General features: G+C 48.2%; 13 protein-coding genes and 1 riboswitch. Of the genes, 1 reads left to right on the top strand and 12 read right to left on the bottom strand.

The window, feature by feature from the left end:
• Positions 1 to 35 precede the first annotated feature (35 nt).
• The 11 genes from purH to purE all read right to left on the bottom strand — a co-directional run bounded on the left by purH (position 36) and on the right by purE (position 12,352).
• Positions 36 to 1,583 carry a bifunctional phosphoribosylaminoimidazolecarboxamide formyltransferase/IMP cyclohydrolase gene (purH, locus tag AB4114_RS22455; protein WP_441990454.1) on the bottom strand — a complete coding sequence of 516 codons (1,548 nt, stop codon included), beginning with the start codon at positions 1,581 to 1,583 and terminating at the stop codon, positions 36 to 38.
• Between the two features lie 304 nt (positions 1,584 to 1,887).
• A complete protein-coding gene (gene purN / locus AB4114_RS22460; protein WP_441990455.1) occupies positions 1,888 to 2,499 on the bottom strand; it encodes a phosphoribosylglycinamide formyltransferase in 612 nt (203 codons plus the stop codon).
• A complete protein-coding gene (gene purM, locus AB4114_RS22465; protein WP_441990456.1) occupies positions 2,499 to 3,539 on the bottom strand; it encodes a phosphoribosylformylglycinamidine cyclo-ligase in 1,041 nt (346 codons plus the stop codon). The genes purN and purM overlap by 1 nt, the downstream gene beginning before the upstream one ends.
• Before the next feature lie 102 nt (positions 3,540 to 3,641).
• The gene (purF, locus tag AB4114_RS22470) at positions 3,642 to 5,174 is read right to left on the bottom strand and encodes an amidophosphoribosyltransferase (RefSeq protein ID WP_441990457.1); all 1,533 of its coding nucleotides are present in this window, start codon (positions 5,172 to 5,174) and stop codon (positions 3,642 to 3,644) included.
• Positions 5,159 to 7,402 carry a phosphoribosylformylglycinamidine synthase subunit PurL gene (gene purL / locus AB4114_RS22475; RefSeq protein WP_441990458.1) on the bottom strand — a complete coding sequence of 748 codons (2,244 nt, stop codon included), beginning with the start codon at positions 7,400 to 7,402 and terminating at the stop codon, positions 5,159 to 5,161. Before purL ends, purF begins: the two co-directional genes overlap by 16 nt.
• Complete coding sequence (gene purQ / locus AB4114_RS22480) at positions 7,380 to 8,075, bottom strand: phosphoribosylformylglycinamidine synthase subunit PurQ (protein WP_056612769.1); 696 nt, start codon at positions 8,073 to 8,075, stop codon at positions 7,380 to 7,382. Before purQ ends, purL begins: the two co-directional genes overlap by 23 nt.
• An 84-nt stretch (positions 8,076 to 8,159) precedes the next feature.
• Positions 8,160 to 8,399 (bottom strand): phosphoribosylformylglycinamidine synthase subunit PurS, encoded by a 240-nt coding sequence (gene purS / locus AB4114_RS22485; RefSeq protein ID WP_065850552.1) that lies wholly within the window; start codon positions 8,397 to 8,399, stop codon positions 8,160 to 8,162.
• Between the two features lie 26 nt (positions 8,400 to 8,425).
• Complete coding sequence (locus AB4114_RS22490; protein ID WP_441990494.1) at positions 8,426 to 9,307, bottom strand: phosphoribosylaminoimidazolesuccinocarboxamide synthase; 882 nt, start codon at positions 9,305 to 9,307, stop codon at positions 8,426 to 8,428.
• A gap of 65 nt (positions 9,308 to 9,372) precedes the next feature.
• Positions 9,373 to 10,668: an adenylosuccinate lyase gene (gene purB / locus AB4114_RS22495; protein ID WP_441990459.1), complete on the bottom strand. Its 1,296-nt coding sequence runs from the start codon at positions 10,666 to 10,668 to the stop codon at positions 9,373 to 9,375.
• A 26-nt stretch (positions 10,669 to 10,694) separates the two neighbouring features.
• Complete coding sequence (purK, locus tag AB4114_RS22500) at positions 10,695 to 11,867, bottom strand: 5-(carboxyamino)imidazole ribonucleotide synthase (RefSeq protein WP_441990460.1); 1,173 nt, start codon at positions 11,865 to 11,867, stop codon at positions 10,695 to 10,697.
• Complete coding sequence (purE, locus tag AB4114_RS22505) at positions 11,864 to 12,352, bottom strand: 5-(carboxyamino)imidazole ribonucleotide mutase (RefSeq protein WP_441990461.1); 489 nt, start codon at positions 12,350 to 12,352, stop codon at positions 11,864 to 11,866. The genes purK and purE overlap by 4 nt, the downstream gene beginning before the upstream one ends.
• Positions 12,353 to 12,466: 114 nt before the next feature.
• A riboswitch (purine riboswitch) is annotated at positions 12,467 to 12,568 on the bottom strand.
• Positions 12,569 to 12,893: 325 nt separating this feature from the next.
• Between purE and AB4114_RS22510 the strand changes: the two genes are divergently transcribed.
• The gene (locus AB4114_RS22510; protein WP_441990462.1) at positions 12,894 to 13,454 is read left to right on the top strand and encodes a YdeI/OmpD-associated family protein; all 561 of its coding nucleotides are present in this window, start codon (positions 12,894 to 12,896) and stop codon (positions 13,452 to 13,454) included.
• Between the two features lie 18 nt (positions 13,455 to 13,472).
• Here AB4114_RS22510 and AB4114_RS22515 read toward each other — a convergent pair whose 3' ends face one another.
• The gene (locus AB4114_RS22515; RefSeq protein WP_441990463.1) at positions 13,473 to 13,745 is read right to left on the bottom strand and encodes a Fur family transcriptional regulator; all 273 of its coding nucleotides are present in this window, start codon (positions 13,743 to 13,745) and stop codon (positions 13,473 to 13,475) included.
• Positions 13,746 to 13,943 lie beyond the last annotated feature (198 nt).

Here is a 13,943-nt window from a genome sequence, read left to right on the forward strand (position 1 = left end):
GGTCCACTTACGAATCGTGAGCATTCTCAATTGTTTTAGTGTTTAAAGTGACGAACGCCTGTCATAACCATCGCAATGCCATTTTCGTTCGCAACGCGAATGGATTCTTCGTCTTTGATGGAGCCGCCTGGCTGAATCACCGCAGTGATGCCTGCTTTTGCTGCCATTTCAAGTGTATCGCCCATCGGGAAGAATGCGTCGGACGAAAGTACGGAGCCTTTCGATTTGTCGCCAGCTTGCTCGATTGCGATTTTCGCTGCGCCGACACGGTTCATTTGACCAGCGCCTACGCCAACTGTCATATCGTCAGCCACAAGTACGATGGCGTTAGATTTAACGTGCTTAACTACTTTCCATGCGAAAAGCAATTGCTTCATCTCTTCCGCTGTCGGTTGACGCTCGGAAACGACTTTCAGATCTGCTTCTGTCAGTTGGTAAGCGTCGCTCGCTTGTACCAGCATGCCACCTTCAACTGTTGTAATTACTGGCTGGGACTCGCGACCAGCAATGGTATCCAAACCGGCTACTTTGAGTAGGCGGATGTTTTTCTTTTTAGCCAGAATCTCAAGTGCTTCTGGTGTAAAATCTGGCGCAATGACGATCTCCAAGAAGATCTCATGCAGCAATTGTGCAGTCGCTTCGTCGATCGCACGGTTCGCAGCCACGATACCACCGAAGATGGACGTTGGATCTGCATTGTACGCTTTCGTGTAAGCTTCAAGTACGTTCGTACCGATCCCCACGCCGCAAGGGTTCATGTGCTTAACGGCAACAACTGCAGGCTCGCTGAACTCTTTTACGATTTGAAGAGCTGTATTCGCGTCATTAATATTGTTGTACGATAATTCCTTACCGTGTAATTGTTCAGCCGTTGTGATGTTGCCAGCAGCTGCATTCGGCGTGCGGTAGAACGCTGCGCTTTGGTGCGGGTTCTCGCCGTAGCGAAGCTCTTGCATTTTTTCATACGTTACTGTGTAACGCTCTGGGTAAGGCTCGCCTTGGAGGCCAGTCAAATAGTCACCAATCAAAGCATCGTAAGCGCCTGTGTGGCGGAACACTTTTGCCGCCAAACGTTTACGTGTTGCTAGTGTCGTGTCGCCCGTCTCTTGCACTTCTTCCAACACTTTCGCATAGTCAGTCGTGTCGACGATAACGGATACGAAAGCATGGTTTTTCGCTGCGGAACGAAGCATGGTAGGTCCACCGATATCGATGTTCTCGATCGCATCTTCGTAAGTCACGTCAGGCTTTGCAATCGTTTCTGCAAAAGGATACAAATTCACGACAACGAGATCAATGTACTCTAGGCCAAGCTCTTTCATGCTTGCTTGGTGCTCTTCGTTGTCACGAACAGCTAGAAGTCCGCCATGCACGTTCGGGTGAAGTGTCTTCACGCGGCCGTCCATGATTTCTGGGAACCCTGTAACCTCGGAAATACCGATCACCGGTACCCCTTTATCCTTTAACAAACTAAGCGTACCACCTGTGGAAATGATTTCAACGCCCAGCTTCGACAGCTCGCTCGCGAATTCTACGATGCCCGTTTTATCGAAAACGGAAATCAGTGCTCTTTTGATTGCCACTATGCTTCCTCCTTAGGGAATGGAATTGTATGTGAATGAGTACTTAGTGATGTTAAACATCACTACTGCGAATATATTTCGCGGGAAGCCATGCGTAGTGATGATTATCATCACTAACGCACCTGTTACGCCAACTTTCGGGGCATAATCGGCTCCGTAACGTTATAAATCATCACTAAAGCAGCTTTTTCTCGCTCCACGCCTCATATAATGATGAAAAACATCACTACAGTGCGACAAGCCCCAAATCTGAATAAAATAAATAAGTGCCACACACGCACGCAAGCGCGTGTTAATCTCTAACCTACTTCCGCACGCTAACCCTGCGGCCGTCCAAGCTCACGCGGCCCTCGCGCAGCCACCGCACAACCTGCGGCAGCAGCACGTGCTCAGCCGCATGGATTCGCTCCGTGAGCGAATCAGCCGTCTCGTGCTCGTGGATTTCCACGGCACGCTGGGCAATGATCGGGCCGGAATCCAGCCCGCCATCAACGAAATGCACCGTGACGCCTGTCTGCTTCACGCCATACTCCACAGCCTGTTCCACAGCGCGCACGCCGGGGAACGAAGGCAACAGAGATGGATGAATGTTAATCATTCGTCCGAAGTAAGGCTCAACCAGCACATTCGTAATAATCCGCATGTACCCCGCCATCACCACCAGATCGACCTCGCGATCCTGCAGCTCTTTCAAGATCAGCGTCTCATACGCCTCACGGCTTTCGTATTCCTTCGGATTGAAGGCAAAAACAGGCACTTTCGCTTCCTTGGCACGCTCAACAACGAATGCTTTTGGGCGGTCACAGACAAGAAGCTCGATGCTAACATCAAGCTTCCCCTTCTGTACCTGATCCACAATAGCCTGGAAGTTCGAACCGCTGCCTGAAGCCATAACCGCGATGCGATAAGGCTGCATTACACGTCAGCTCCTTGGAACGTAACTACACGCTCGCCTTCAGAAACAACACCTAAACGGTAAGCTTTCTCGCCTTGTGCTTCTGCAGCAGCAATCGCTTTCTCTGCATCGTCAGCTGCTACGATGACAACCATCCCGATTCCCATGTTGAACGTACGGAACATATCATTGTTTGTGATGTTACCTACACGCTGCATCAAAGAGAAAATCGGAAGGATCGGCCATGAGCCGTATTGGATATCCACGTTCACGCCATCAGGCAGAACCCGCGGAATATTTTCTATGAAACCGCCGCCTGTGATATGCGCCATACCTTTGATCGCTACGTCTTCCAACATAGCTAGAACTGGCTTCACATACAGCTTCGTTGGCTCAAGCAACACGTTACCAAGCTTGTCGCCAAGCTCTTCCACATGCCCTTGAAGGGTATATCCGTTATCTTCTAGCAAAAGCTTACGCACAAGCGAGAACCCGTTACTGTGCACACCGCTTGAAGCTAGTCCTAGCACGACATCTCCAGGACGGATCGTTGTTCCGTCGATGATCTTTTTCTTGTCGACGATTCCAACCGTAAAGCCGGCAATGTCATACTCCCCTTGTGCATACATGCCCGGCATTTCCGCCGTTTCACCACCGATTAGTGAGCAACCAGATTGCGCACAACCGTCGGCGATCCCTTTAATAATCGCTTCAATTTTCTCTGGAATGACTTTGTCACAAGCGAGATAGTCTAGGAAGAACAATGGCTCTGCGCCTTGAACGATAATATCATTCACACACATCGCAACCGCGTCAATCCCAATCGTATCATGCTTATCCATGGCAAAAGCGATCTTCAGCTTCGTGCCCACGCCGTCCGTACCCGATACGAGTACAGGCTCCTCATACTTGTCTTTGTTCAAGCTGAACAGCCCGCCGAAGCCACCGAGATCTGTTAACACTTCAGGACGGAATGTCCGTTTAACGTGCTTTTTCATCCGTTCTACTGCTTCGTTCCCCGCCGCGATATCGACGCCAGCCTTTTTATAAGCATCCGACACTGACCAACACTCCTTAGTTTGTCTATATATGGGGGAGGTCGCTAGACCCCCGTTTTCTCTCTTTTACCTGACCGCGGCCCAACGCTGCCACGAAATCAGTTTTTAGTCACACGCACAGCCAACCTTCGTCACATCAACGATTTCCGTCGGATAGCTGTTATCGAAACAAGCTGTACAATATCCGCTTTCTTTGCCTGCGGAACCTTGACCGATTGAATCCAACAAGCCATCCTTCGTCAGAAAATGAAGCGAATCCGCGTTGATCGCCTTGCGAATCTCTTCGATCGAATTCATCGCCGCGATAAGCTCTTTGCGGTCCGGTGTATCAATTCCGTAGTAACAAGGGTTCATAAAAGGCGGCGAAGAAATCCGCACATGAACTTCCGTTGCTCCTGCTTCACGAAGCAGGTTGACGATGCGTAAGGACGTTGTCCCACGAACGATGGAGTCATCGATCATGACGACACGCTTGCCTTCGACCACCTTGCGAACGGCGCTCAGCTTCATTTTGACACCTTGCTCACGAAGCTCTTGGCTTGGAATGATGAACGTACGGCCTGTGTAGCGGTTCTTGATCAGACCCAGCTCATAAGGAATCCCCRTTTGTTCCGCAAAACCAATGGCAGCTGAAATACTTGAATCCGGCACGCCAGTAACAATATCCGCATCCACGAAAGCTTCCATCGCTAGTCGTTTACCCATCCGTTTACGAGCGGAGTGAATATTGACTGTGTCAATGTCGCTGTCTGGACGAGCGAAGTAAATGTACTCCATCGCACAAATTGCACGCTTGCCGCTCTCTGCAAAACGTTCCGAACGGAAGCCATCACGATCAATCACAATGATCTCGCCAGGCTGTACATCACGGAAATAGGTTGCTCCAACCGCATCAAATGCACATGTTTCCGACGCGAACAAATAGGAATCACCAAGACGACCGATAATGAACGGACGTAAGCCGTTCGGATCAAGCGCAGCAATCAATTTATCTTTCGTAATAATAAGGAAGGCAAAGCCGCCGATGACTTGATTCATTGCATCTTTCACAGCATCAACGATATCATCATGCTCCGAGCGAGCAATCAGATGCGCCATAACCTCAGTATCACTTGTTGTTTGGAAAATGGAACCCTTCCGCTCCAGCTCACGCTTGATAATGTTGGCATTATCAAGGTTTCCGTTCGTCGCAATCGCTAGATCGCCCTCGCGGTATTTGAACACGAGCGGTTGCGCATTCGCCAGTTTGCTTTCACCTGCTGTTGAATAGCGAACATGCGCGATAGCTGTAGAACCTGTAAGTGGATGCAAATTATCATTTGTAAAAACTTCCTTTGCAAGTCCCATCCCACGGTAATAGTTGAATTTGCCTTCATCGACTGTACAGATGCCCGCACTTTCCTGTCCACGATGCTGAAGGGCGTGCAGCCCATAATAGCATAGGGAGGAAGCGTCGGGATGACCGTACACCCCGAACACCCCGCACTCTTCATTCAGCTTGTCGAACAATCCGCCTTGGCCGCCAATACCTTCGTTGTAATAGTCGCCTGTCCAAAGCTCATGCTGCCCATTCTCAAGTTGTTCAAATGGTGCTACAGGAAGCTTTAGGGCCTTGGATTGTTTCACGCCATTAGACATGGAATCGCATCCTTCCAGACTTTCGCCAGCTCGTTTACAGGAGACTGGAGACGCTGTTCGTCATTGATTTTCACAGTGAGGTAAGAACCTGTTACTTTTCCGATTTCTTGATATGGTACACCTTGAGAAGCGATCCAATGCTTAAGCGCATCGGCTTTTTCTGGTGTAGCGCTAAGTACGATACGAGATTGTGTTTCACTGAACAATGCGAAATCTGGACGAAGATCCGACGCTACATTAACCTCTGCGCCGATATTCCCGCTGATACAGCTTTCTGCTAGTGCTACAGCCAAGCCGCCTTCAGACAAGTCATGTGCGGATGCAACTAGACCTTCTTGAATCGCTTTGAGTACTGCGTTTTGCAGGCGTTTCTCAGTAGCCAAGTCCAACTCAGGAGGACGGCCTTCTGTTACACCGTGAATCACATATTGGAATTCGCTGCCGCCGAGCTCAGCTTTCGTCTCGCCTAGCAGGATAATGATGTCGCCTTCGTTTTTGAAGTTTTGTGTCGTGATGTGGTCGATGTCATGAACAAGACCAACCATTCCGATAACCGGAGTTGGGTAGATTGCGCCTTTGGAGTTCTCGTTGTAAAGCGAGACGTTACCGCCGATAACCGGCGTATCCAAGAAGCGGCAAGCTTCTGCCATACCATCCGTGGATTTCTCCAACTGCCAGAAGATTTCCGGCTTGTCAGGGGAACCAAAGTTCAGGTTGTCCGTCACAGCAAGCGGCTCAGCACCGGAACAAACTACGTTACGTGCTGCTTCGGAAACCGCGATACGTCCGCCCACTTCTGGATCCAGGTACACGTAGCGTCCGTTACAATCCGTTGTCATCGCAAGACCTTTGCGCGTGCCGCGGATTGTTACTACTGCTGCGTCTGAACCTGGACGCACAGCTGTTTCTGTACGAACCATGTAGTCATACTGGTTATAAACCCACTCTTTGCTCGCTACCGTCGGGGACGCGAGTACGGATTTCAGCGCTTCCGTCAACTTCGTTACCTCTGGGTAACGTGTTGTATCGATCGCTGCGCTTGCTTCGTAATAAGCCGGCACTTTGCTTGGCTTATTGTAAACCGGGCACTCGTCAACGAGTGCGCCAACAGGCATGTTCGCCACGACTTCACCGTGGTGAATAAGCTTAAGGAAACCGTCGTCAGTAACCTTACCGACTTTCGCGCAGTGCAAGCCCCAACGTTCGAAGATGCCTTTCGCTTGCGCTTCATCCTTCGGCTCAACAACGAAAAGCATACGCTCTTGGGACTCCGACAACATCATTTCATATGCTGTCATGCCTTCTTCGCGTTGTGGAACTTCATCCAGGTACAGCTCCATGCCGTTACCTGCTTTACTAGCCATCTCAGCGCTGGAACATGTTAGTCCCGCTGCGCCCATATCTTGAATTCCAAGCACGATGCCGGAATCGATTAACTCTAAGCAAGCTTCTAGAACTAGCTTTTCCATGAACGGATCGCCAACTTGTACCGCTGGGCGCTTCGCTTCGGATTCAGCTGTTAATTCCTCGGATGCGAATGTCGCACCGTGGATACCATCGCGGCCTGTTGCTGGGCCGACGTAGAAGACTGGGTTGCCTACACCTTTGGCAACACCGCGTTGGATCATGTCGTGGTCGATGAGGCCCACGCACATTGCATTAACGAGCGGGTTCCCCTCGTAGCTCTCGTCAAACATCACTTCGCCGCCAACTGTCGGGATCCCGATACAGTTACCGTAGCCAGCGATACCGGAGACAACGTGCTCGAACAAGTACTTCACGCGATCATTTTCCAATTTACCGAAACGCAAGGAGTTAAGTAGAGCAACTGGGCGTGCGCCCATGGAGAAAATATCACGAATAATACCGCCCACACCTGTCGCCGCGCCTTGGTAAGGCTCGATTGCGGAAGGGTGGTTATGACTTTCAATTTTGAAAACAACCGCTTGGTTGTCCCCGATATCTACAATCCCTGCACCTTCGCCAGGTCCCATAAGAACGCGAGGTCCTGTCACTGGGAATTTGCGAAGAACAGGTTTGGAATTTTTGTAAGAACAATGCTCGGACCACATTACGCTGAATACGCCGATTTCTACATAGTTCGGAGTACGTCCAAGGAAACCACAAATCTTAGCAAACTCCTCGTCGGTTACACCCATTTGCTTGTAAATCTTCTGTTCCGCGATTTGTTCCGGAGATGGTTCCTTAGCGGATAGCTGCTGCGTCATGTTTTTCCCTCCAAGCACTTAGAATAGATGTGAACATTTTCTTACCGTCTGCGGAGCCTAGAATCTCATGAATGGCGCGCTCTGGATGGGGCATCATACCCACTACGTTCCCTGCTTTGTTGCTGATTCCAGCGATATCATCAAGTGATCCGTTCGGGTTGTTGCCCGCTTCATAACGGAACACGATTTGGTTGTTTTCTTGCAATTCTTTGAGTGTAGCATCGTCACAGTAGTAGTTGCCTTCACCATGTGCGATTGGAATGTTGATTAATTCACCTTCAGCATAATCACGTGTGAACGCCGTTGTGTTGTTCTCAACTTTCAGAACCGCTTGGTGACAGCGGAATTTCATGCCGTTATTGCGCAGTAATGCGCCTGGCAGCAAACGAGCTTCCGTCAACACTTGGAATCCGTTACAAATACCTAGAATATATTTGCCTTCTTCCGCAGCCTTCACGACAGCTTTCATTACGTTCGTAAACTGAGCAATCGCTCCACAACGCAGGTAATCCCCGTAAGAGAATCCTCCTGGTACTAGGATACAATCGTATTTGGACAAGTCGCCGTCCGTATGCCATACATAGTCAACAGGTTGACCAATCGTGTCTTCAATCGCTTTGTACAAGTCGATATCGCAATTCGATCCCGGGAACACAAGAACCGCAAAATTCATGGTTTTTCCTCCTAAAAGTTTTACTCTAGTAAAACTATCTTCGTAAGCGTGGGCTAGGTTTTGCTTTTGATTTACTTGTGTCTATTAAACCAATTCGTAGCGGTAGTCTTCGATAACTGTGTTTGCTAGCAGCTTCTCGCACATTGCTTTAACGCGTGTTTCTGCTTCAGCTCTGTCTGTTGTACCAAGCTCAAGCTCCAAATATTTACCGATGCGCACTTTGCCAACTTCTTCGAAGCCCATGGAGTGAAGCGCTCCTTGTACTGCCGTTCCTTGTACGTCCAATACGTTCTGTTTGATCGTTACATATACTGTTGCTTTCATCGTGAAATCGCTCCTCAGCATTAATATTAGTCAACCAAGCGGTACAAAATTTCTTTATATCGGTTCGAAGTCTCTTCCACAACAGGGGCTGGAAGCTCGTCCGGTTCACTGTTTTTATCCCAACCTGATCCCGCTAAATACGTGCGAACAGGCTCTTTGTCCATGGAATCGATCTCGATATCCAAGGCATATTTCTCTTGTGACCAATAACGGGAAGAATCCGGTGTAAAGATCTCATCAATAATAATAAGTTCACCTGCATAAAAACCGAATTCAAACTTCGTATCAGCCAAAATAATGCCTTTTTGCTCGCACATGCTATGCGCCAGTGTGTACAGCATGATGCTGCGCTCTTGCAAAGCATACGTCAGGTCTTCGCCAACAAGCTCGATCATTTGTTCAATGGAAATGTCCTCATCGTGACCCACATCATTTTTCGCCGCAGGTGTGAAAATCGGATCGTTCAAACGCTCGTTCTTGCGCAAGCCTTCAGGCAATTTGCGGCCATTGATTTCGCCAGTACTTGCGTACTGTCTCCAGCCATTCCCCGTAATGTAGCCACGTACCACGCACTCGATGGAGATGCGCTCTGCCTTTTTCGCCACGATAATACGCTCTTTCAAAAGCTCACGATCCGCAGCACTAGGAATAATCGCATGAAGCTTCTCAACATCCGTGTGAATGATGTGATTGTTCATATATCCGCTAGTAATGCCGAACCAGTACTTGCTCAAAGCATTGAGCACATACCCTTTATCTGGAACGCCAGGCTTCAAGATGTAATCAAAAGCCGAAATCCGATCCGTTACCACGATCAAAAAGCTATCGCCAAGATCATACAACTCACGTACTTTGCCTTTGTGCACCAGAGGTGCATTAATCATTTCCTCAGCTGTATCTACGATCACGCTTGCGTTTGCCACGAATTCCACACCCTTTCCCCTTCACAATCTATCTATTCGTTCACTATCTTCTAGTTCAAACCAAGACGATCAAAGATCGTGCTTACATGTTTCAAATGCCAGCTCGGATCGAAGCAATCTGCGATTTCTTCTGGGCTTAATACTTCTGTGATCACCGATGCATTCTCAACGATTTCGCGGAAGGAGCGTTGCTCTTCCCATGCTTGCATCGCTCTCGGCTGTACCGTATCGTACGCTTGCTCACGAGCAAAGCCTTTGTCGATCAGTTTCGTCATCACGCGGCCGGAGAAAGGAACATCGTACGTGCTGCGCATGTTGCGTTTCATGTTCTCTGGGAACACCGTTAGGTACTTGATGATGTTGCCAAGACGGTTCAACATGTAGTTCAACAATTGCGTCGCATCTGGCAAAATAATACGTTCAACAGAGGAATGCGAAATGTCGCGCTCATGCCAAAGTGTTACGTTCTCGTAAGCAGAAACCATGTGCCCACGAATCACGCGGGATAGACCGGAAATGCTCTCGCAACCGATTGGGTTACGTTTGTGCGGCATTGCGGAGGAACCTTTTTGACCTTTAGCAAACGGCTCTTCAACTTCGCGGAACTCACTCTTCTGAAGTGCACGAATTTCCGTAGCGAATTTGTCTAGGGATGTTGCTACCAATGCTAATGTAGCCATGTATTCAGCGTGACGGTCACGTTGCAATGTTTGTGTGGAGATTGGTGCTGCTTTCGTACCCAACTTGCCGCAAACATACTCTTCTACGAATGGATCAATGTTCGCATACGTGCCTACTGCGCCAGAGATTTTACCGAATTGCACGCCATCAGCGGCAAAGCGGAAACGCTCCAGGTTACGCTTCATTTCCTCGTACCATAGCGCCATTTTCAAACCAAACGTCGTTGGCTCTGCGTGAACACCATGCGTTCTGCCCATCATCGCTGTATCTCTATGTTCGATCGCTTTATTGCGAAGGATTTCGATGAAGTTCTGGATGTCTTTGTCCAAAATTTCGTTCGCTTGGCGCAGCAAGTAACCAAGTGCTGTATCCACAACGTCTGTGGACGTTAAGCCGTAGTGAACCCATTTGCGCTCAGGCCCTAATGTCTCGGAAACTGCTCTTGTGAAGGCAATCACGTCATGGCGCGTCTCTTGCTCGATTTCATAAATACGATCGATGTTGAAGCTTGCTTTCTCGCGCAATACCTTAACATCTTCTTTCGGAATGACACCTAGTTCTGACCAAGCTTCGCAAGAAAGAATTTCAACTTCCAGCCAAGCGTTAAATTTATTTTCTTCTGTCCAAATGCGTGCCATTTCGGGGCGTGTATAACGTTCAATCATATTTCCGTTCCTCCAATGAGTTTCATTTACTTACTTTTCCAAATGCCAGTCTGTTCTATCCAAGTCAAAGCTTTCTCAACATCATCTGTTAAAAGGTTGATATGACCCATCTTGCGTTTCTCTTTCGCTTCCTTCTTGCCGTACAAATGAAGCTTGGCAGAGACGCCTAGTTGTTCATTCTCCAAGAAGCCAGGCTCAGCAAGCTGATCATGCAGGGGAGCTATGTGCTCACCGAGCAAATTGACCATGACCACAGGTGTTATCAATTCCGTTGAACCAAGAGGCAAGTTGCAAATCGCGCGTACGTGTTGCTCGAACTGTGAGGTCCGGCAAGCTTCCATCGTGTAATGCCCGGAATTATGCGGGCGTGGCGCAAGCTCATTCACATAGAGCCCACCATCCTTCGTTAGGAATAACTCAACCGCGATGAGCCCGATGACACCGAGCGACTCTGCGATGCGAATCGCGAGTTCTTCGGCTGCCTTCTGCACGGGCACAGGAATACGTGCCGGCACGATGGATTCGTGCAGAATATTATGTACATGTATATTTTCAGCAGCAGGAAATGCCTTTACCTCGCCGCGTGGACTTCTAGCTGCAATAACGGATAATTCCTTGTCAAAATGAATGAATTGTTCGAGAACCAGCTCGGTTTTGGCGCGGCTTAACGTTTCATAAGCTTCGGCGACTTCATCTAAAGAGCGAAGCACCCACTGCCCTTTGCCGTCATAACCGCCGGTAGCGGTTTTGAGTACGCATGGCGTACCGAATCGCTCAGCTGCTTCCCGCAGCTCCGCCTCGCTTGTGATCTCCGCATATGGCGCTACTGGAACACCTGCCGCTTCAATCGCTCTTTTTTCGCGAAGACGGTGCTGGGTCGTGTATAAAAGATGACTGCCTTGTGGAACATAGGACTCTTCCATCAAGATGTTGGTGACGTGTGCGTCAACGTTTTCGAATTCGTACGTGATCACGTCCGATCGTGCGGCAAGCCTTCTAGCTGCCTCCACGTCGTCGAAATTCGCTTGAATCTGATCCGCGACTTGGCCGCAAGGCGCGTCCTCTGTCGGATCAAGCGTTACGAAGCGATACCCCATGTTGCGTCCGGCTAGCGTAAGCATGCGTCCTAATTGCCCGCCGCCAAGGATGCCGATTGTGCCTCCTGGCTGGATCACCTTACCGCTGGAAGTGTCACTCATAGGTTGTCACTGCTTTCTAGCACCGTTTGCGTGATACGCGCGCGGCGTGCTTTCACTCTCGCTTGGATCTCTGGATCAAAAGCACCCAGAATCTGCGCAGCGAGCAAGCCTGCATTCGTTGCACCAGCATGGCCGATAGCCACTGTAGCAACTGGAATGCCGCCTGGCATTTGCACAATAGAGAGCAAAGAGTCCATACCATTCAACGTGGACGTTTTGACTGGAACACCAATAACCGGAAGCTCAGTTTTGGCTGCTACCATTCCTGGTAAATGCGCCGCACCGCCTGCTCCGGCAATAATGACTTGTAGCCCACGTTCGATAGCCGATGCTGCATATTCGAACATCAGATCCGGCGTTCTATGCGCGGAGACAACCTTCTTCTCATACGCCACACCAAGTTCGTCCAACATATCACAAGCATGCTTCATCRTTTCCCAATCCGACTGGCTTCCCATAATTACACCAACACGTACCGTCGTCATCTTAAACCCACTTTCGTCACCTTTATAATAAAAAATGCCCAGAGCTAGAATTCACGATTCTATACGCTGGACAGCAAAAGAACCGAATGCAAAAAGACCATCATTTCCTATGGTTCCCCTCATTCGCTTCCTCGTAGTCCAAAAATTCATGGTTTTTGGGTAGATACTTCCAGGCCTTATCCCTGATTTTATACGAGTTGATTCGACATTTTCAATTAGTGCGGCTTCATTTCCCGCTTTCCTAGTTTACTACCAACTAACGTGCCATGTCAATTTGAAAAAACGAACGATTTTCTCTTATTTCTTTTAAATAGTTCGCTTTTTAGGCACATTTTCTAGCTATTACCTGATCATGAGGAAAGATGCGTTTCTCAACATCGGTATAGGAGATATCCGTTATTCTTTCATTTCAAAATCACTTGTATGACGAACATACATATTTTTCGACATGGCTTCATTCTTATGGAAAAATAACAAACACACTGACATACAGCTGTCAGTGCGTTTGGTTATAATGATAATCAGAGGTGACTTGAAATTTATGATCATAGATAAAATCGTGAACGTACACACAAGACAAGATTGGCGAAACTGGCTAAGTGAGAATCACAGCACGGAAGAATATTGTTGGTTAGTTCCTACAGGTCGACATTCCGAAAGTTACTTAGATTCTGTTGAAGAAGCCTTATGTTTCGGCTGGATTGATAGCACCATTAAGAAATTAGATGACACACAAACAGCGCACCGATATTCGCCACGGAAAAAAAAGAGTAACTGGACAGAGCTCAATAAGGAACGCGTCAGAAGGTTAGATAAACTAGGCCTCATGACAGAAGCCGGTTATCGTGAATTGCCAGATATGAACACCRCATCTTTCACCATACATGAAGATATCTTAGCGCAATTACGTCAGGACGATGTGCTATATCGCCATTTTCAATCCTTGCCAGAGCTCTATGTTAGAGTCAAAATCGACAATATTCAGTCTGTACGCCACGATGAAACGTTGTATCAGAATCGATTAACCAAGTTTATTGAACAGACCCGTTTGAATACCTTATATGGACAATGGCATGATAACGGCCGACTGATTGCGTACTAAATCCATACGGGAATTCACTTACGAGCAAATAGCCGCTTCATATCGTAAAGAAGTTCCGCCAACCGTCAACTCATTCACTAATCCCAGCAGTTTAAAAACGTGCAGAGTGCTGTTGACTGTCATTGCATTCAGATGCGGATACTCACCGACCATTGCCTCGCATATGTCTTTCACCGCCACGTAACTTTCCTGCGCATATAGATACGTTAGTAACGCTTGCCGCTGCGGGGTTAACGTGATATTCCTTGCCCGCATCCGCTGTAAAGCTTGATTCAGATCATGTTTGACCATTAGGGTAACCTCCTCTTTCATTGGTGGGGACTATGGCTTACTTTTCAAATGCTGTAATTAACTCGAAGAATCCACATCTACTATTTATAATTATTATAATATAATATTAATTATAATTTTATTGATAATGATTGTCAACAACGTCAAGATCAACATTCCATCAATCACATTATTCGGCGCAGGCGTACAGCTATCGAG

Source organism: Paenibacillus sp. 2RAB27 (genome assembly GCF_052115445.1).
Taxonomy (GTDB): Bacteria; Bacillota; Bacilli; order Paenibacillales; family NBRC-103111; genus Paenibacillus_E.

Excerpts from the sequence above, each read along its gene's own strand:
- purN (WP_441990455.1), bottom strand. The coding sequence starts at position 2,499 with ATGCAGCCTTATCGCATCGCGGTTATGGCTTCAGGCAGCGGTTCGAAC.
- purL (WP_441990458.1), bottom strand. The coding sequence starts at position 7,402 with ATGACGCAGCAGCTATCCGCTAAGGAACCATCTCCGGAACAAATCGCG.
- purQ (WP_056612769.1), bottom strand. The coding sequence starts at position 8,075 with ATGAATTTTGCGGTTCTTGTGTTCCCGGGATCGAATTGCGATATCGAC.
- purS (WP_065850552.1), bottom strand. The coding sequence starts at position 8,399 with ATGAAAGCAACAGTATATGTAACGATCAAACAGAACGTATTGGACGTA.
- purB (WP_441990459.1), bottom strand. The coding sequence starts at position 10,668 with ATGATTGAACGTTATACACGCCCCGAAATGGCACGCATTTGGACAGAA.
- purK (WP_441990460.1), bottom strand. The coding sequence starts at position 11,867 with ATGAGTGACACTTCCAGCGGTAAGGTGATCCAGCCAGGAGGCACAATC.
- AB4114_RS22515 (WP_441990463.1), bottom strand. The coding sequence starts at position 13,745 with ATGGTCAAACATGATCTGAATCAAGCTTTACAGCGGATGCGGGCAAGG.